The 16,454-nt window shown below is 71.4% G+C and carries 15 protein-coding genes; all 15 read left to right on the forward strand.

Going from position 1 to position 16,454, the window contains the following annotated elements; genetic code table 11:
- Positions 1-2 precede the first annotated feature (2 nt).
- The 15 genes from hisS (at position 3) to OG448_RS25450 (ending at position 16,410) form a co-directional block, all read left to right on the forward strand.
- Positions 3-1,262 carry a histidine--tRNA ligase gene (hisS, locus tag OG448_RS25380; RefSeq protein ID WP_030810658.1) on the forward strand — a complete coding sequence of 420 codons (1,260 nt, stop codon included), beginning with the start codon at positions 3-5 and terminating at the stop codon, positions 1,260-1,262.
- 224 nt (positions 1,263-1,486) lie between these two features.
- Positions 1,487-2,143 (forward strand): vitamin K epoxide reductase family protein, encoded by a 657-nt coding sequence (locus OG448_RS25385; RefSeq protein ID WP_391300024.1) that lies wholly within the window; start codon positions 1,487-1,489, stop codon positions 2,141-2,143.
- Positions 2,144-2,184: 41 nt separating this feature from the next.
- Complete coding sequence (locus OG448_RS25390) at positions 2,185-3,540, forward strand: replication-associated recombination protein A (protein ID WP_405557131.1); 1,356 nt, start codon at positions 2,185-2,187, stop codon at positions 3,538-3,540.
- A gap of 343 nt (positions 3,541-3,883) precedes the next feature.
- Positions 3,884-4,498 carry a 30S ribosomal protein S4 gene (rpsD, locus tag OG448_RS25395; RefSeq protein ID WP_018549020.1) on the forward strand — a complete coding sequence of 205 codons (615 nt, stop codon included), beginning with the start codon at positions 3,884-3,886 and terminating at the stop codon, positions 4,496-4,498.
- A 180-nt stretch (positions 4,499-4,678) separates the two neighbouring features.
- The gene (locus OG448_RS25400; RefSeq protein ID WP_405557133.1) at positions 4,679-5,122 is read left to right on the forward strand and encodes a DUF948 domain-containing protein; all 444 of its coding nucleotides are present in this window, start codon (positions 4,679-4,681) and stop codon (positions 5,120-5,122) included.
- Positions 5,123-5,130: 8 nt separating this feature from the next.
- Complete coding sequence (locus OG448_RS25405) at positions 5,131-5,478, forward strand: hypothetical protein (protein ID WP_030810645.1); 348 nt, start codon at positions 5,131-5,133, stop codon at positions 5,476-5,478.
- The gene (gene alaS / locus OG448_RS25410) at positions 5,478-8,150 is read left to right on the forward strand and encodes an alanine--tRNA ligase (RefSeq protein WP_405557135.1); all 2,673 of its coding nucleotides are present in this window, start codon (positions 5,478-5,480) and stop codon (positions 8,148-8,150) included. The genes OG448_RS25405 and alaS overlap by 1 nt, the downstream gene beginning before the upstream one ends.
- An 11-nt stretch (positions 8,151-8,161) precedes the next feature.
- On the forward strand, positions 8,162-8,626 hold the full coding sequence (gene ruvX / locus OG448_RS25415; RefSeq protein WP_405557137.1) for a Holliday junction resolvase RuvX: 465 nt from the start codon (positions 8,162-8,164) through the stop codon (positions 8,624-8,626).
- Positions 8,627-8,748: 122 nt separating this feature from the next.
- On the forward strand, positions 8,749-10,383 hold the full coding sequence (gene mltG, locus OG448_RS25420) for an endolytic transglycosylase MltG (RefSeq protein ID WP_405557139.1): 1,635 nt from the start codon (positions 8,749-8,751) through the stop codon (positions 10,381-10,383).
- Positions 10,383-11,222, forward strand: coding sequence for a shikimate dehydrogenase (locus tag OG448_RS25425; RefSeq protein ID WP_405557140.1), 840 nt, complete (start codon positions 10,383-10,385; stop codon positions 11,220-11,222). The genes mltG and OG448_RS25425 overlap by 1 nt, the downstream gene beginning before the upstream one ends.
- A 178-nt stretch (positions 11,223-11,400) precedes the next feature.
- Positions 11,401-12,585, forward strand: coding sequence for a chorismate synthase (gene aroC, locus OG448_RS25430; RefSeq protein ID WP_391300038.1), 1,185 nt, complete (start codon positions 11,401-11,403; stop codon positions 12,583-12,585).
- Positions 12,582-13,100 carry a shikimate kinase gene (locus OG448_RS25435; protein ID WP_161190499.1) on the forward strand — a complete coding sequence of 173 codons (519 nt, stop codon included), beginning with the start codon at positions 12,582-12,584 and terminating at the stop codon, positions 13,098-13,100. The genes aroC and OG448_RS25435 overlap by 4 nt, the downstream gene beginning before the upstream one ends.
- Positions 13,097-14,188 carry a 3-dehydroquinate synthase gene (aroB, locus tag OG448_RS25440; protein ID WP_391300039.1) on the forward strand — a complete coding sequence of 364 codons (1,092 nt, stop codon included), beginning with the start codon at positions 13,097-13,099 and terminating at the stop codon, positions 14,186-14,188. The genes OG448_RS25435 and aroB overlap by 4 nt, the downstream gene beginning before the upstream one ends.
- A gap of 166 nt (positions 14,189-14,354) precedes the next feature.
- A complete protein-coding gene (locus OG448_RS25445; RefSeq protein WP_405557143.1) occupies positions 14,355-15,233 on the forward strand; it encodes a Pro-rich N-terminal domain-containing protein in 879 nt (292 codons plus the stop codon).
- A gap of 70 nt (positions 15,234-15,303) precedes the next feature.
- On the forward strand, positions 15,304-16,410 hold the full coding sequence (locus OG448_RS25450; protein ID WP_405557145.1) for an aminopeptidase P family protein: 1,107 nt from the start codon (positions 15,304-15,306) through the stop codon (positions 16,408-16,410).
- Positions 16,411-16,454: the final 44 nt, after the last annotated feature.

Genomic DNA, 16,454 nt, shown 5'->3' on the forward strand with positions numbered 1-16,454 from the left:
CCGTGAGCACCTTCAAGGCCCCCAAGGGCACGTACGACCTGATCCCGCCGCAGTCCGCCCAGTACCTCGCCGTCCGCGAGGCCATCGCCGCCCCCCTGCGCAACTCCGGGTACGGCTACATCGAGACGCCGGGCTTCGAGAACGTCGAGCTGTTCGCGCGCGGTGTCGGCGAGTCCACCGACATCGTCACCAAGGAGATGTACGCCTTCGAGACCAAGGGCGGCGACCGCCTCGCCCTGCGCCCCGAAGGCACCGCCTCCGTGCTCCGCGCCGCCCTGGAGGCCAACCTGCACAAGGCGGGCAACCTCCCGGTCAAGCTCTGGTACTCCGGCTCCTACTACCGCTACGAACGCCCGCAGAAGGGCCGTTACCGCCACTTCTCCCAGGTCGGCGCCGAGGCGATCGGTGCCGAGGACCCCGCGCTCGACGCCGAGCTGATCATCCTGGCCGACCAGGCGTACCGCTCGCTGGGCCTGCGCGAGTTCCGCATCCTGCTCAACAGCCTGGGCGACGCCGAGTGCCGTCCGGTGTACCGGGCCGCGCTCCAGGACTTCCTGCGCGGACTCGACCTCGACGAGGACACCCTGCGCCGCGCCGAGATCAACCCGCTGCGGGTGCTGGACGACAAGCGCGAGTCGGTGCAGAAGCAGCTCACCGGCGCCCCCCTGCTGCGCGACTACCTGTGCGACGCCTGCAAGGCGTACCACGAGGAGGTCCGCGAGCTGATCACCGCCGCCGGCGTCGCCTTCGAGGACGACCCCAAGCTGGTCCGGGGCCTGGACTACTACACCCGCACCACCTTCGAGTTCGTCCACGACGGCCTCGGCTCCCAGTCCGCCGTCGGCGGTGGCGGACGGTACGACGGCCTGTCCGAGATGATCGGCGGCCCCGCGCTGCCCTCGGTCGGCTGGGCGCTCGGCGTGGACCGCACCGTCCTCGCCCTGGAGGCCGAGGGCGTGGAGCTGGACCTGCCGTCCACCACCAGCGTCTTCGCCGTCCCGCTCGGCGAGGAGGCCCGGCGGGTGCTGTTCGCCAAGGTCACCGAGTTGCGCAAGGTCGGCGTCGCGGCCGACTTCTCCTACGGCGGCAAGGGCCTGAAGGCCGCGATGAAGGCCGCCAACCGCTCCGGCGCCCGCTACGCGCTGGTGCTCGGCGAGCGCGACCTCGCGGAGGGCCTGGTCCAGGTCAAGGACATGGAGTCCGGCGAGCAGACCGCGGTCGGCCTGAACGAGGTCGTCGCGGAGCTGGAGTCCCGGCTCTGAGCCGTCAAGCGCGGTGAGCGGTCGACGGGCCGGACGGGCAGCCGTCCGGCCCGTCACCGTTCGATCGCCTGTGCTGCCGTACGGCCCGAACCGGCCGAAAATAGAGGCAGCGTGCTCCGCCCGGTTCGAACTTATGCACAGCGAACGGTGTGCGAGGGCGCCTGTGCGGCACAATGACCGATGCCCGAAGCAGGTCCGATCTAGCGAGTGACGGAATCGGCGTGATGAGCAAGACGACAGTCAACGACGTCTCCACCCAGTCCGGGCCCGAGCGTGCTCGCGGCACGGCCCGCGCCGAGGGCGGCAGCCGCGCCTTCGCCCTGATGCTGGTGATCACCGGCGCGGCCGGACTGCTCGCCGCCTGGGTCATCACGATCGACAAGTTCAAGCTCCTCGAGGCCAAGGTCGAGGGCAAGACCTTCACCCCCGGCTGCAGCCTCAACCCGGTGGTCTCCTGCGGCAGCGTCATGGAGAGCAAGCAGGCCGCCGCCTTCGGCTTCCCCAACCCCATGCTGGGTCTGGTCGCCTACGGCATCGTGATCTGCGTCGGCGTGAGCCTGCTCGCCCGCGCCCGCTACCCCCGCTGGTACTGGCTGACCTTCAACGCCGGCACGCTCTTCGGTGTCGGCTTCTGCACCTGGCTCCAGTTCCAGTCCCTGTACCGGATCAACGCCCTGTGCCTGTGGTGCTCGCTGGCCTGGGTCGCCACGATCATCATGTTCTGGTACGTGACCTCCTTCAACGTGCGCCAGGGCTTCCTGCCCGCCCCGCGCCCGCTGCGGTCCTTCTTCGGCGAGTTCACCTGGGTCCTGCCCGTGCTGCACATCGGGATCATTGGCATGCTGATCCTGACCCGCTGGTGGAGCTTCTGGACGAGCTGACGGCCCGGTCCGTTGTCAGTGGCGTGATTTAGGGTTTCAGCGTGGAAGCCGACCTGTTCACCGCCGCAGCCGAAGAACGCCAGGAGAAGGAGCCCGCGGGCAGTCCCCTGGCGGCACGCATGCGCCCGCGCACCCTCGACGAGGTGGTGGGCCAGCGCCATCTGCTCAAGCCCGGCTCACCGCTGCGCAGACTGGTCGGCGAGGGCGGCCGGGGCCCCGCCGGACCCTCCTCGGTGATCCTCTGGGGGCCGCCCGGCACCGGCAAGACCACCCTCGCCCATGTCGTCTCCCGCGCCACCGACCAGCGCTTCGTGGAGCTGAGCGCCATCAGCGCCGGCGTCAAGGAGGTCCGCGCGGTCATCGACGGCGCCCGCCGCGCCACCGGCGGCTTCGGCAAGGAGACCGTCCTCTTCCTCGACGAGATCCACCGCTTCAGCAAGGCCCAGCAGGACTCCCTGCTCCCGGCCGTGGAGAACCGCTGGGTCACCCTGATCGCGGCCACCACCGAGAACCCGTACTTCTCGGTCATCTCCCCGCTGCTCTCCCGCTCCCTGCTCCTCACCCTCGAACCGCTCACCGACGACGACGTACGCGACCTGGTGCGCCGCGCCCTCACCGACGAGCGGGGCCTCGGCGGGGCGCTCACCCTCCCCGAGGAGTCCGAGGAGCACATCCTGCGGGTGGCCGGCGGAGACGCCCGCCGCGCCCTCACCGTCCTGGAGGCAGCCGCGGGCGCCTCCCTCGACAAGGGCGACGGTGAGATCGCGCTGACCACGCTGGAGGAGACGGTCGACCGCGCGGCGGTGAAGTACGACCGCGACGGCGACCAGCACTACGACGTGGCCAGCGCCCTGATCAAGTCCATCCGGGGTTCCGACGTCGACGCGGCCCTGCACTACCTGGCCCGGATGATCGAGGCAGGCGAGGACCCTCGCTTCATCGCCCGGCGCCTGATGATCTCCGCGAGTGAGGACATCGGCGTCGCGGACCCGAACGCGCTGCCGACAGCCGTGGCCGCCGCCCAGGCCGTCGCCATGATCGGCTTCCCCGAGGCCGCGCTCACCCTCAGCCACGCCACCATCGCCCTCGCGCTCGCCCCCAAGTCCAACTCCGCGACCACCGCGATCGGCGAGGCCATGGCCGACGTGCGCAAGGGCCACGCCGGCCCGGTCCCGGCCCACCTGCGGGACGGGCACTACCAGGGGGCCAAGAAGCTCGGCCACGCCAAGGGCTACGTCTACCCGCACAACCAGCCCGACGGCATCGCCGCCCAGCAGTACGCCCCGGACGCCCTCAAGGACCGCGAGTACTACACGCCGACCCGGCACGGCGCCGAGGCGCGGTACGCGGACGCGGTGGAGTGGACCAGGAAGCACCTGGGTCGCAAGCGGTCCTGAGCGCCCTGTAGACTGCCTCGAAGTGCTGAGTCCCGTGTCCGGGCCCCCGACAAGGGGGAACGGCTCACCAGAGCGGGACATCCAGCCGGAGAGTCCGGCCCCAGGGCGGGGTTCTCCAGGAGCGTCGCGCACCGTCGAAGGTGTCGCGGGCAGCCCACCACCCTCCGGCCAGTCGCCGGAACCGGTCGGTGGGCCACTCGCGTGCTGCACGTATGTGCCCAGTTCGGGGAACGGCTGCCCGGCCCGTCCGGCAAGGACAGGCAGGGTCTCCCCGGCTGCGGATGCGACCTCCCCTAACCCTGGTGAAGCCGTATTCGCATAAGAAACACGAGGTGTCGGTTCCATGGCGAACCAGTCCCGCCCCAAGGTCAAGAAGTCGCGTGCCCTCGGCATCGCGCTGACCCCGAAGGCCGTCAAGTACTTCGAGGCCCGCCCCTACCCGCCGGGCGAGCACGGCCGCGGCCGCAAGCAGAACTCGGACTACAAGGTCCGTCTGCTCGAGAAGCAGCGTCTGCGCGCGCAGTACGACGTGTCCGAGCGTCAGCTCGTCCGCGCCTACGAGCGTGCCGCCAAGGTCCAGGGCAAGACCGGTGAGGCCCTGATCATCGAGCTCGAGCGCCGCCTCGACGCGCTGGTCCTGCGTTCGGGCATCGCCCGCACGATCTACCAGGCCCGCCAGATGGTCGTCCACGGCCACATCCAGGTCAACGGCCAGAAGGTCGACAAGCCGTCCTTCCGTGTCCGTCCGGACGACGTCGTGCAGGTCCGCGACCGCTCCAAGGACAAGACGCTCTTCCAGGTCGCGCGTGAGGGTGGCTTCGCCGCCGACGGCGAGACCCCGCGTTACCTCCAGGTGAACCTCAAGGCCCTGGCGTTCCGCCTGGACCGTGAGCCGAACCGCAAGGAGATCCCGGTGATCTGCGACGAGCAGCTCGTCGTCGAGTACTACGCCCGCTGATCCCAGCCCCGGCGCAGCACCACGGCCCGTCGTCCCCCCGCTCTCCGGCGGGCGGGACGGCGGGCTCGCGCGTTCCCGGCGCCCCCGCCGGACCCCGGTAATCCGGTACGGAGCCCCGCCGGTGGCGCGATAGGCTCGGTGCACGACTTTATCGATGCTCAAGCACGTTTCAGGGAGCTGGTGCGCACAGTGTCCGGTGGAGAGGTTGCCGGGATTCTGGTGGCCGTCTTCTGGGCGATCCTGGTCTCCTTCCTCGCCGTAGCGCTGGCGAGGCTGGCCCAGACGCTCAAGGCGACCACCAAGCTCGTGGCGGACGTGACCGACCAGGCCGTCCCGCTGCTGGCGGACGCGTCCACGGCGGTGCGCTCGGCGCAGACCCAGATCCAGCGGGTCGACGCCATCGCCTCCGACGTGCAGGAGGTGACGTCGAACGCCTCCGCGCTCTCCTCCACCGTCGCCTCCACCTTCGGCGGCCCCCTGGTCAAGGTCGCCGCCTTCGGCTACGGCGTCCGCCGCGCGCTCGGCGGCCGCGACGAGGCCACGCCCGCGAAGACGCCGCGCCGTACGGTGATCGTGGGCCGGACGGTCCCGGCCACCCGGCGGGGCAAGCGAAAGAAGGGCTGAGGACCGCGATGTTCCGCCGTACGTTCTGGTTCGGCACCGGCGTCGCCGCCGGTGTGTGGGCCACCACCAAGGTCAACCGCAAGCTGAAGCAGCTCACCCCCGAGAGCCTCGCCGTCACCGCGGCCAACAAGGCACTGGAGACCGGGCACCGGCTCAAGGACGCGGCGGTCGGCTTCGCGCTCGACGTCCGCGACAACATGGTCCAGCGGGAGGCGGAGCTGGAGGAGGCGCTCGGCATCCACGAGAGCCCCGCCCTGCCGGAGCCCCGGCGGATCACCGCCATCGAGAACAACAGCAGCACAGTGAAGTACATCGAGAACACGACGTACTCGTACAACCGGAATGAGGACCACTGATGGAGTCGGCCGAGATTCGCCGCCGCTGGCTGAGCTTCTTCGAGGAGCGCGGGCACACCGTCGTCCCTTCGGCGTCGCTCATCGCGGACGACCCGACTCTGCTCCTCGTCCCGGCCGGCATGGTGCCCTTCAAGCCCTACTTCCTGGGTGAGGTCAAGCCGCCCTTCGCGCGCGCCACCAGCGTGCAGAAGTGCGTACGCACGCCCGACATCGAAGAGGTCGGCAAGACCACCCGCCACGGCACCTTCTTCCAGATGTGCGGCAACTTCTCCTTCGGCGACTACTTCAAGGAAGGCGCCATCAAGTTCGCCTGGGAGCTGCTCACCAGCCCCCAGGACAAGGGCGGTTACGGCCTCGACCCCGAGCGTCTGTGGATCACCGTCTACAAGGACGACGACGAGGCCGAGCGCATCTGGCACGACGTCGTCGGCGTGCCCAAGGAGCGCATCCAGCGCCTGGGCATGAAGGACAACTACTGGTCCATGGGCGTCCCCGGCCCCTGCGGCCCCTGCTCCGAGATCAACTACGACCGCGGCCCCGAGTTCGGCGTCGAGGGCGGCCCCGCCGTCAACGACGAGCGGTACGTCGAGATCTGGAACCTCGTCTTCATGCAGTACGAGCGGGGCGAGGGCATCGGCAAGGACGACTTCGAGATCCTCGGGGACCTGCCGAGCCAGAACATCGACACGGGCCTCGGCCTGGAGCGCCTCGCCATGATTCTGCAGGGCGTGCAGAACATGTACGAGATCGACACCTCCATGGCGGTCATCGAGAAGGCCACCGAGCTGACCGGTGTCGCCTACGGCGACGCCCAGTCCTCCGACGTCTCGCTGCGCGTGGTCACCGACCACATGCGCACCGCCGTCATGCTGATCGGCGACGGCGTCACCCCCGGCAACGAGGGCCGCGGCTACGTGCTGCGCCGCATCATGCGCCGCGCCATCCGCAACATGCGCCTGCTGGGCGCCGACGGTCCGGTGGTCAAGCCGCTGATCGACGTCGTGATCGCCATGATGGGACAGCAGTACCCCGAGCTGATCACCGACCGCGAGCGCATCGAGAAGGTCGCCATCGCCGAGGAGAACGCCTTCCTCAAGACGCTCAAGGCCGGCACCAACATCCTCGACACCGCCGTCACCGAGACCAAGCAGTCCGGCGGCAGCGTGCTCTCCGGTGACAAGGCGTTCCTGCTCCACGACACCTGGGGCTTCCCGATCGACCTCACCCTGGAGATGGCCGCCGAGCAGGGCCTCTCCGTGGACGAGACCGGCTTCCGCCGCCTGATGATGGAGCAGCGGGAGCGCGCCAAGGCCGACGCCCGCGCCAAGAAGACCGGCCACGCCGACCTCGGCGCCTACCGGGAGATCGCGGACGCCTCCGGCGCCACCGACTTCATCGGCTACAGCGACACCGAGAGCGAGACCACCATCGTCGGCATCCTCGTCGACGGCGTCTCCTCGCCGGCCGCCACCGAGGGCGACGAGGTCGAGATCGTGCTCGACCGCACCCCCTTCTACGCCGAGGGCGGCGGTCAGATCGGTGACACCGGCCGCATCAAGGTCGACACCGGTGCCGTCATCGAGGTCCGCGACACCCAGAAGCCGGTGCCGGGTGTCTACGTCCACAAGGGCGTCGTCCAGGTCGGCGAGGTCACGGTCGGTGCCAAGGCCCAGGCGTCCATCGACGCCCGCCGCCGCAAGGCCATCGCCCGCGCCCACTCGGCCACCCACCTGACCCACCAGGCGCTGCGCGACGCCCTCGGCCCGACGGCCGCCCAGGCCGGTTCGGAGAACCAGCCCGGCCGCTTCCGCTTCGACTTCGGCTCCCCGGCCGCCGTCCCGACGGCCGTGATGACCGACGTCGAGCAGAAGATCAACGAGGTGCTCTCCCGCGACCTGGACGTGCACGCCGAGGTCATGGGCATCGACGAGGCCAAGAAGCAGGGCGCCATCGCCGAGTTCGGCGAGAAGTACGGCGAGCGGGTCCGCGTGGTCACCATCGGCGACTTCTCCAAGGAGCTGTGCGGCGGCACGCACGTGCACAACACCGCCCAGCTCGGCCTGGTGAAGCTGCTCGGCGAGTCCTCCATCGGCTCCGGCGTACGCCGGATCGAGGCGCTGGTCGGCATGGACGCCTACAACTTCCTCGCCCGCGAGCACACGGTCGTCAACCAGCTCAGCGAGCTGATCAAGGGACGCCCGGAGGAGCTGCCGGAGAAGGTCTCCGCGATGCTCGGCAAGCTGAAGGACGCCGAGAAGGAGATCGAGAAGTTCCGCGCCGAGAAGGTGCTCCAGGCCGCGGCCGGCCTCGCCGAGTCCGCCAAGGACGTACGCGGCGTCGCCCTGGTCGCCGGCCAGGTCCCGGACGGCACCACCCCGGACGACCTGCGCAAGCTGGTCCTGGACGTGCGCGGGCGCATCCAGGGCGGCCGGGCGGCCGTGGTGGCCCTGTTCACGGTGAACAACGGCAAGCCGCTCACCGTCATCGCCACCAACGACGCGGCCCGTGAGCGCGGCCTCAAGGCCGGTGAGCTGGTCCGTACCGCCGCCAAGACCCTCGGCGGCGGCGGTGGCGGCAAGCCGGACGTCGCCCAGGGCGGCGGCCAGAACCCGGCCGCCGTCGGCGAGGCCGTGGACGCCGTCGAGCGCCTCGTCGCCGACACCGCGAAGTAGGCCGGGCCGTCATGCGCAGAGGACGCCGGCTCGCCATCGACGTCGGGGACGCCCGGATCGGGGTCGCCTCGTGCGACCCCGACGGAATCCTCGCCACCCCGGTGGAGACGGTTCCCGGCCGGGACGTCCCGGCCGCGCACCGCAGGCTGCGGCAACTGGTCGAGGAGTACGAGCCGATCGAGGTCGTCGTCGGGCTCCCTCGCTCCCTCAAGGGGGGCGAGGGCCCGGCGGCGGTCAAGGTGCGCGCGTTCACCCAGGAGCTGGCCCGGGGCATCGAGCCGGTGCCGGTCAGACTGGTGGACGAGCGGATGACCACGGTGACGGCCAGTCAGGGACTGCGCGCCTCGGGCGTCAAGTCCAAGAAGGGTCGCTCCGTGATCGACCAGGCGGCCGCGGTGATCATTCTCCAGCAGGCGCTGGAATCCGAACGGGTGTCAGGTGAAGCACCCGGTGAGGGCGTCGAAGTGGTCATCTGATCGCGGTGCGGTAACGTTCCGCGCGATGCGGCGGTGTTCGAACAGCCGCCGCACAGCAAGAGGCGGAACGGAAGCCGGTCCTGGAGCCGTGCGACCGTCGACCTCGCGGCTCTAGGGGATCGATGACTGAGTATGGCCGGGGCCCAGGCACCGAACCGTGGCATCCGGAGGACCCGTTGTACGGGGACGGCGGATGGGGAGCGCAGCAGGCCCACGCGGGACAGCAGTACCCCTACGGTGGCCAGCCGCAGCACCCGCAGTACGACGGCTGGTCCCACGACCAGCAGCCGCACTACGGGGGTCAGCAGTACCCCCAGTACGACGGTCAGGGCCAGCAGCACTTCGATCCCCAGCAGACCGGGCAGCACCCGCATCCCCAGCAGCACCAGGGCGGCTGGGACGCCACGGGCACGCACGGCCATGTGCCCTACGCCGCCGATCCGGGCGACCCCTACGGGCAGCACCCCGCCGCCTACGGTGCCGAGCAGCCCGACCTCTACGGCACCGAGGACGCCTACCCGCCGCCCCAGCCCCCCGGCCACCGACAGCCCCAGGGCGAGGACGAGCACCTTCTGCCCCCCGGCGACGACGACGGCGACCTCGAGACCGACGACCCGGCGGCACGCCCCGAGCGGCGTGGCAAGGGCCGCAAGCCCGTCAAGAGCAAGAAGGGCCGCACCGGCTGCGCCCTGATGGTCGTGGTCCTGGTCTTCGGCGGCGGCCTCGGCGGCGTCGCCTACTTCGGCTACCAGTTCTACAAAAATCGTTTCGCCCCCGCCCCGGACTACGCGGGCAGCGGCAACGGCGAAGCGGTGACGGTCGAGATCCCGAAGGGTGCGGTCGGCGCCGACATCGGCCGCAAGCTGAAGGAGGCCGGCGTCGTCCAGAGCGTCGACGCCTTCGTCTCCGCGCAGCTCGCCAACCCCAAGGGCAAGTCCCTCCAGGACGGCGTCTACACCCTCCAGAAGCACATGTCCGCCGCGAGCGCGGTGGAGCTGATGCTGAGCCCGAAGAGCCGTGACAACCTCGTCATTCCCGAGGGGAAGCGCAACATCTGGGTGTACCAGGCGATCGACACCCGCCTGAAGCTCGCCAAGGGCACCACGGCGAAGATCGCCAAGAACGACTGGAAGGACCTTGGCCTGCCCTCCTGGGCGAACAGCGACAAGGACGTCAAGGACCCCCTCGAGGGCTTCCTCTACCCGTCCAGCTACGCGGTGGCGAAGGGCATGAAGCCCAAGGCCGTCCTGAAGAGCATGGTCGAGCGCTCGAACGAGCAGTACAAGCAGTACGACCTCGCGGGCAAGGCTCAGGACCTGGGCCTGGACAGTCCGCTCCAGGTGCTCACGGTGGCGAGCCTCGTGCAGGTCGAGGGCAAGTACAAGCACGACTTCGGCAAGGTCGCCCGCGTCGTGTACAACCGTCTCAAGCCGGACAACGTCGAGACGGCGGGCAGGCTGGAGTTCGACTCCACGGTCAACTACCTGAAGGGTCAGAGCACCCTGGACGTCGGCTCGGTCGCCGATCTGCGGAAGATCGCCGATCCGTACAACACGTACGACATCAAGGGACTTCCGCCGGGTCCCATCAGCAACCCCGGCAGCGAAGCGATCGAGTCCGCGCTGAACCCCACTCCGGGTCCTTGGTACTACTTCGTGTCGATCAACGAGAACGAGACGGTGTTCGCCGTCACCAACGAAGAGCACAACCGGAACGTGGAGAAATACCAGGAGGCCCGGAAGCAGGCGGGTAACTGATGGGTTCAGGGGCAACCGACCTCCGCCGCGCCGCCGTGCTCGGCAAGCCCATCGCCCACTCGCTCTCCCCGGTGCTGCACCGGGCCGCGTACGCCGAACTCGGGCTGGAGGACTGGTCGTACGACCGGTTCGAGGTCGACGAGGCGGGGCTGGCGGGGTTCTTCGCGGGGCTGGGGCCGGAGTGGGCCGGGCTGTCGTTGACCATGCCGCTCAAGCGGGCGGTGATGCCCTTGCTGGACGAGGTCAGTGAGACGGCGGCCTCCGTGGACGCGGTGAACACGGTGGTGTTCACCGAGGACGGACGCAAGGTCGGGGACAACACCGACATCCCCGGCATGGTGGCGGCGCTGCGCGAGCACGGCATCGAGGAGGTGGAGTCCGCCGCCATCCTCGGCGCCGGCGCCACCGCCTCCTCCGCCCTCGCCGCGCTCGCCCGGATCTGCCCGGGCGAGGTCGTGGTGTACGTCCGCAGCGCCGCCCGCGCGGCGGAGATGCGGGAGTGGGGCGAGCGGCTCGACGTGGAGGTCCGCACCGCCGACTGGGCGGACGCGGCCGAGGCCCTGCACGCGCCCCTGGTGATCGCCACCACGCCCGCCGGCACCGCCGACGCCCTCGCCACCGCCGTACCCGAGCGCCCGGCCACCCTCTTCGACGTGCTCTACGACCCCTGGCCCACCGAGCTGGCGGCCCGCTGGTCGATGTTCGGCGGGGCCGTGGTCGGCGGCCTGGACCTGCTGGTCCACCAGGCCGTGCTCCAGGTGGAACGGATGACCGGCCGCACCCCGGCCCCGCTGGAGGCCATGCGCCGGGCGGGCGAACGGGCCCTCGCCGCCCGCTGACCCGCCGCACCCCGTCCCCGCACCGGGGTCCCGAAATCCGGACCGAGGCCCGGATACCGGGCCCGGCGTGGGAGGATCGGAGGTGGCGGGCCGGGATCGCGCACCCGGTCGGGCCGCCGCCGTACGCGCGGACACGCGTAAGCGGGGCAGTACCGGGCGCGAAATCTGAGGAGCACCGTTGAGCAGGCTGCGTTGGCTGACCGCGGGGGAGTCCCACGGTCCCGCACTCGTCGCGACGCTGGAGGGACTTCCCGCCGGCGTGCCGATCACCACGGAGATGGTGGCGGATCATCTCGCGCGGCGGCGGCTCGGCTATGGGCGTGGCGCGCGGATGAAGTTCGAGCGTGACGAGGTCACGTTCCTCGGCGGTGTGCGGCACGGGCTGACCCTCGGCTCCCCGGTGGCGGTCATGGTGGGCAACACCGAGTGGCCGAAGTGGGAGCAGGTCATGTCGGCCGACCCGGTGGACGAGGAGGTGCTGGCCGGCCTCGCGCGCAACGCCCCGCTGACCCGCCCGCGGCCCGGCCACGCGGACCTCGCCGGCATGCAGAAGTACGGCTTCGACGAGGCCCGGCCGATCCTGGAGCGGGCCTCCGCGCGGGAGACGGCGGCGCGGGTCGCGCTGGGCGCGGTGGCGCGGTCGTACCTCAAGGAGACCGCCGGGATCGAGATCGTCAGCCACGTCGTGGAACTGGCCGCCGCGAAGGCACCGTACGGCGTGTACCCGACCCCGGCCGACGTCGAGCGGCTCGACGAGGACCCGGTGCGCTGCCTGGACGCGGACGCCTCCAAGGCGATGGTCGCGGAGATCGACCAGGCCCACAAGGACGGCGACACCCTCGGCGGCGTGGTCGAGGTGCTGGCGTACGGCGTCCCGGTCGGCCTCGGCTCGCACGTGCACTGGGACCGCAGGCTGGACGCCCGGCTCGCGGCCGCCCTCATGGGCATCCAGGCGATCAAGGGCGTAGAGGTCGGCGACGGCTTCGACCTGGCCCGCGTGCCGGGCTCGAAGGCGCACGACGAGATCCTCACCACCCCCGAGGGCATCAAGCGTGCCACCGGCCGCTCCGGCGGCACCGAGGGCGGCCTGACCACCGGTGAGCTGCTGCGGGTGCGGGCGGCGATGAAGCCGATCGCCACCGTGCCGCGCGCGCTGGCCACGGTCGACGTCGCCACCGGCGAGGCGGCGCAGGCCCACCACCAGCGCTCCGACGTGTGCGCGGTCCCGGCCGCCGGCATCGTGGCCGAGGCGATGGTGGCCCTGGTCCTCGCGGACGCGGTCGCGGAGAAGTTCGGCGGCGACAGCGTGGCCGAGACCCGGCGCAACGTCCGCTCCTACCTCGACAACCTGGTGATCGGATGAGCGCCGTGCCCGTGGTCGTCCTGGTGGGACCGATGGGCGTGGGCAAGTCCACCGTCGGACGGCTGCTGGCCGACCGGCTGGGCGCCGCGTTCCGGGACACCGACGACGACATCGTGGCCCAGCAGGGCCGCACCATCGCCGAAATCTTCGTGGACGACGGCGAGGACGCCTTCCGCGCGCTGGAGAAGCGTGCGGTGGCCGAGGCGGTCGCCGGGCACGCGGGCGTCCTCGCGCTGGGCGGCGGCGCCGTCCTCGACGCGGACACCCGGGCGCTGCTGACCGCGCAGCGGGTGGTCTATCTCTCGATGGACGTCGAGGAGGCGGTGCGCCGCACCGGGCTGAACGCCGCCCGGCCGTTGCTCGCCGTCAACCCGCGCCAGCAGTGGCGCGCGCTGATGGAGGCCCGCCGCCATCTGTACGAAGAGGTCGCCACCGCCGTCGTGCCGACCGACGGACGCGGTCCCGAGGACGTCGCCCGAGCCGTCCTGGACGCACTGGAGTTGAAGGAAGCATGAGCGAGGCAGTCACCCGCATCCAGATCGCCGGGACGGCGGGCACCGACCCCTACGAGGTCCTGGTGGGCCGCCAGTTGCTGGGCGAGCTGGCCGGACTGATCGGCCAGAAGGCCAAGCGGGTCGCCGTCATCCACCCCGAGGCGCTCGCCGAGACCGGCGACGCGCTCCGCGCCGACCTGGCGGACCAGGGGTACGAGGCGGTCGCCATCCAGGTGCCCAACGCCGAGGAGGCCAAGACCGCCGAGGTCGCCGCCTACTGCTGGAAGGCGCTCGGCCAGTCCGGCTTCACCCGGACCGACGTGGTGGTGGGCGTCGGCGGCGGCGCCACCACCGACCTCGCCGGATTCGTCGCGGCCACCTGGCTGCGCGGGGTGCGCTGGATCGCCGTCCCCACCACCGTGCTCGCCATGGTGGACGCGGCGGTCGGCGGCAAGACCGGCATCAACACCGCCGAGGGCAAGAACCTCGTCGGCGCCTTCCACCCCCCGGCCGGCGTCCTGTGCGACCTGGCCGCGCTGGACTCCCTCCCGGTCCACGACTACGTCTCCGGGCTCGCGGAGGTCATCAAGGCCGGCTTCATCGCCGACCCGGTGATCCTCGACCTGATCGAGTCCGACCCCGAGGCCGCCCGCACCCCGGCCGGCCCGCACACCGCCGAGCTGCTCGAACGGTCGATCCGGGTCAAGGCCGACGTGGTCTCCTCCGACCTCAAGGAGACCGGCCGCCGGGAGATCCTCAACTACGGCCACACCCTCGGCCACGCCATCGAGAAGAACGAGCGGTACAAGTGGCGGCACGGCGCCGCCGTCGCCGTCGGCATGCACTTCGCCGCCGAACTCGGCCGCCTGGCGGGCCGGTTGGACGACGCGACCGCCGACCGGCACCGCGCGATCCTGGAGTCCGTCGGCCTGCCCCTGCACTACCGCTACGACCAGTGGCCCAAGCTGGTGGAGGCGATGAAGGTCGACAAGAAGTCGCGCGGCGACCTGCTCCGCTTCATCGTGCTGGACGGTCTCGCCCGGCCGACCGTGCTGGAGGGCCCCGACCCGGCCGTCCTCCTCGCCGCCTACGGCGAGGTCGGCCAGTAGGTCCCGTACCGCCCGGTGTGCCCCGATTCCCCACCTGGGGCGGGCACTTCGCACCGCCCCCGGCCGTTTCACCGAATGACGGCCGGGGGCGGTACCGTTCGGTAGGGTGCGGGCTCCGTACCCGCCTTCCGGCGCCGAGTGTGTGTACGAGATGGAGTGGCAACGGATGCAGCACGCAGTGGGATCTCCGCTGCCGCCGCCCCACCAGCCGGGGCACGGGCCGCACACCACCTGGGCACCGGCCGCGGGGGCGCCACAGGGTCCCGGCGTCCCGCCACCCGGTTTCTCCGGTGCGGGCCCCGTACCACCGGCCCCGTTCACGCCACCGGTCCCGCCCGCGCAGGCTCCCGCCCCGCAGCACCCCGCCCCGCAGCACCCCGTGGCCCCGCCGCCCGCGCCCGACGTCTCCGGGCATGTGACGCTGCCGCCCGGCGGTCCCGTGGGCGTTCCCGTGGCGCCGCCCGCCATGACCGCCCCCGACTCCTCGGCCACCACGCTCGCCGTGCTGCTGATCGGCCCGGCGGGCGCGGGCAAGACCAGCGTGGCCAAGTACTGGGCCGACCACCGCCGGGTCCCGACCGCCCACATCAGCCTGGACGACGTCCGCGAGTGGGTCCGCTCCGGCTTCGCCGACCCGCAGACCGGGTGGAACGACCACTCCGAGGCCCAGTACCGCCTGGCCCGCCGCACCTGCGGCTTCGCCGCCCGCAACTTCCTGGCCAACGGGATCTCCTGCATCCTCGACGACGCGGTCTTCCCGGACCGCCCGGTCGTCGGGCTCGGCGGCTGGAAGCGCCATGTGGGCCCCGGCCTGCTCCCGGTGGTCCTGCTGCCCGGGCTGGACATCGTCCTGGAGCGCAACGCCGAGCGCTCGGGCAACCGCCGCCTCACCGACGAGGAGGTGGCCCGCATCCACGGCCGCATGGCCGGCTGGTACGGCTCCGGGCTGCCCATCATCGACAACTCCCAGTTGGACGTCCCCGGCACCGCACGGGTGCTGGACGAGGTCCTGGCCCGCGCGATCGCCAGCCCGCCGAACTGGTGAGGACACCGGCCGCACCCCACTCGGCCCCCGCCAACCGGCACAAACCGGGCACAACTTCTACGCTCGTCTCATGTCAGAGGTGTACGCGACCCGTCGATCCCGGCTGAGGGAACGCTGTAACGCGGCCGGTACCGCGGCAGCGCTCATCTCCCGCCCCGCCAATGTGCGCTACCTGGCCGGCGCCGCGCCCCAGGGCGCCGTCCTGCTGCTGGGCAGGGACCAGGACCAGTTGGTGTGCCCCGTCCCGCCGGAGGACCGGCCCGCGGACGGACGCCCCGACGAGTCCCTGGTCCTGCACATCCTCTCCACGCCCGGCCGCGACCCGGCCGTGGCCGCCGCCGACCTGGCCGGGAGCCAGGGCAGCGAGGCCCTCGCCGTGGAGGAGCACCACCTCACCGTCGCCCGGTACCGCGCCCTGGACTCCGTCGCGCCGAAACTGCGCCTCGCCGGGCTCGGTACGGCCGTGGAGCAGCTCAGGCTGATCAAGGACGAGGAGGAGATCTCCTGTCTGCGCATCGGCGCCGAGATCGCCGACCAGGCCCTCGGCGAGCTGCTGGAGTCCATCCTGGTCGGCCGCACCGAGCGCCATCTCGCGCTGGAGCTGGAGCGCCGGCTGGTCGACCACGGCGCCGAGGGGCCCGCCTTCCCGACCTCGGTCGCCACCGGCCCCAACTCCGGCCGCCCGGGCCACCGCCCCACCGACCGGCGGGTGGAGGAGGGCGACTTCCTCTCCGTCTGCCTGGGCGCCGCCTACCGCGGCTACCGGTGCGAGATCGGCCGGACCTTCGTCATCGGCACCTCGCCGGCCGACTGGCAGGTCGAGCTGTACGACCTGGTCTTCGCCGCCCAACGGGCCGGTCGTGAGGCCCTCGTACCGGGCGCGGCCTGCCGTGACGTGGACCGTGCGGCGCGCCAGGTACTGGACTCCGCCGGACACGGCGCGGCCCTCCAGTCGGCCACCGGACACGGAGTCGGGCTCGAAATCGACGAGGACCCGCAGCTCGCCCCCGCGGCCATGGGTAAACTTGACGCTTGCGTGCCGGTCACCGTCGAGCCGGGGGTCCACCTTCCGGGCCGGGGCGGAGTCCGGATCGATGACACGCTCGTCGTCCGCCCCGAGGCGGACGGCGGACCCGAGCTACTCACCATCACGACCAAGGAACTGCTCGCCCTGTAGACAGGTGCGAGCGCCGGGGTCGTACGTCAGTCCAGGAGATTCCG

The organism is Streptomyces sp. NBC_01171 (assembly GCF_045039805.1).
Lineage (GTDB): Bacteria > Actinomycetota > Actinomycetes > Streptomycetales > Streptomycetaceae > Streptomyces.

Coding starts and splice junctions, on each gene's coding strand:
- OG448_RS25450 (WP_405557145.1), top strand. CDS start 15,304: ATGTCAGAGGTGTACGCGACCCGTCGATCCCGGCTGAGGGAACGCTGT.
- aroB (WP_391300039.1), top strand. CDS start 13,097: ATGAGCGAGGCAGTCACCCGCATCCAGATCGCCGGGACGGCGGGCACC.
- OG448_RS25405 (WP_030810645.1), top strand. CDS start 5,131: ATGTTCCGCCGTACGTTCTGGTTCGGCACCGGCGTCGCCGCCGGTGTG.
- ruvX (WP_405557137.1), top strand. CDS start 8,162: ATGCGCAGAGGACGCCGGCTCGCCATCGACGTCGGGGACGCCCGGATC.
- rpsD (WP_018549020.1), top strand. CDS start 3,884: ATGGCGAACCAGTCCCGCCCCAAGGTCAAGAAGTCGCGTGCCCTCGGC.
- OG448_RS25385 (WP_391300024.1), top strand. CDS start 1,487: ATGAGCAAGACGACAGTCAACGACGTCTCCACCCAGTCCGGGCCCGAG.
- mltG (WP_405557139.1), top strand. CDS start 8,749: ATGACTGAGTATGGCCGGGGCCCAGGCACCGAACCGTGGCATCCGGAG.
- OG448_RS25425 (WP_405557140.1), top strand. CDS start 10,383: ATGGGTTCAGGGGCAACCGACCTCCGCCGCGCCGCCGTGCTCGGCAAG.
- OG448_RS25435 (WP_161190499.1), top strand. CDS start 12,582: ATGAGCGCCGTGCCCGTGGTCGTCCTGGTGGGACCGATGGGCGTGGGC.
- alaS (WP_405557135.1), top strand. CDS start 5,478: ATGGAGTCGGCCGAGATTCGCCGCCGCTGGCTGAGCTTCTTCGAGGAG.
- OG448_RS25445 (WP_405557143.1), top strand. CDS start 14,355: ATGCAGCACGCAGTGGGATCTCCGCTGCCGCCGCCCCACCAGCCGGGG.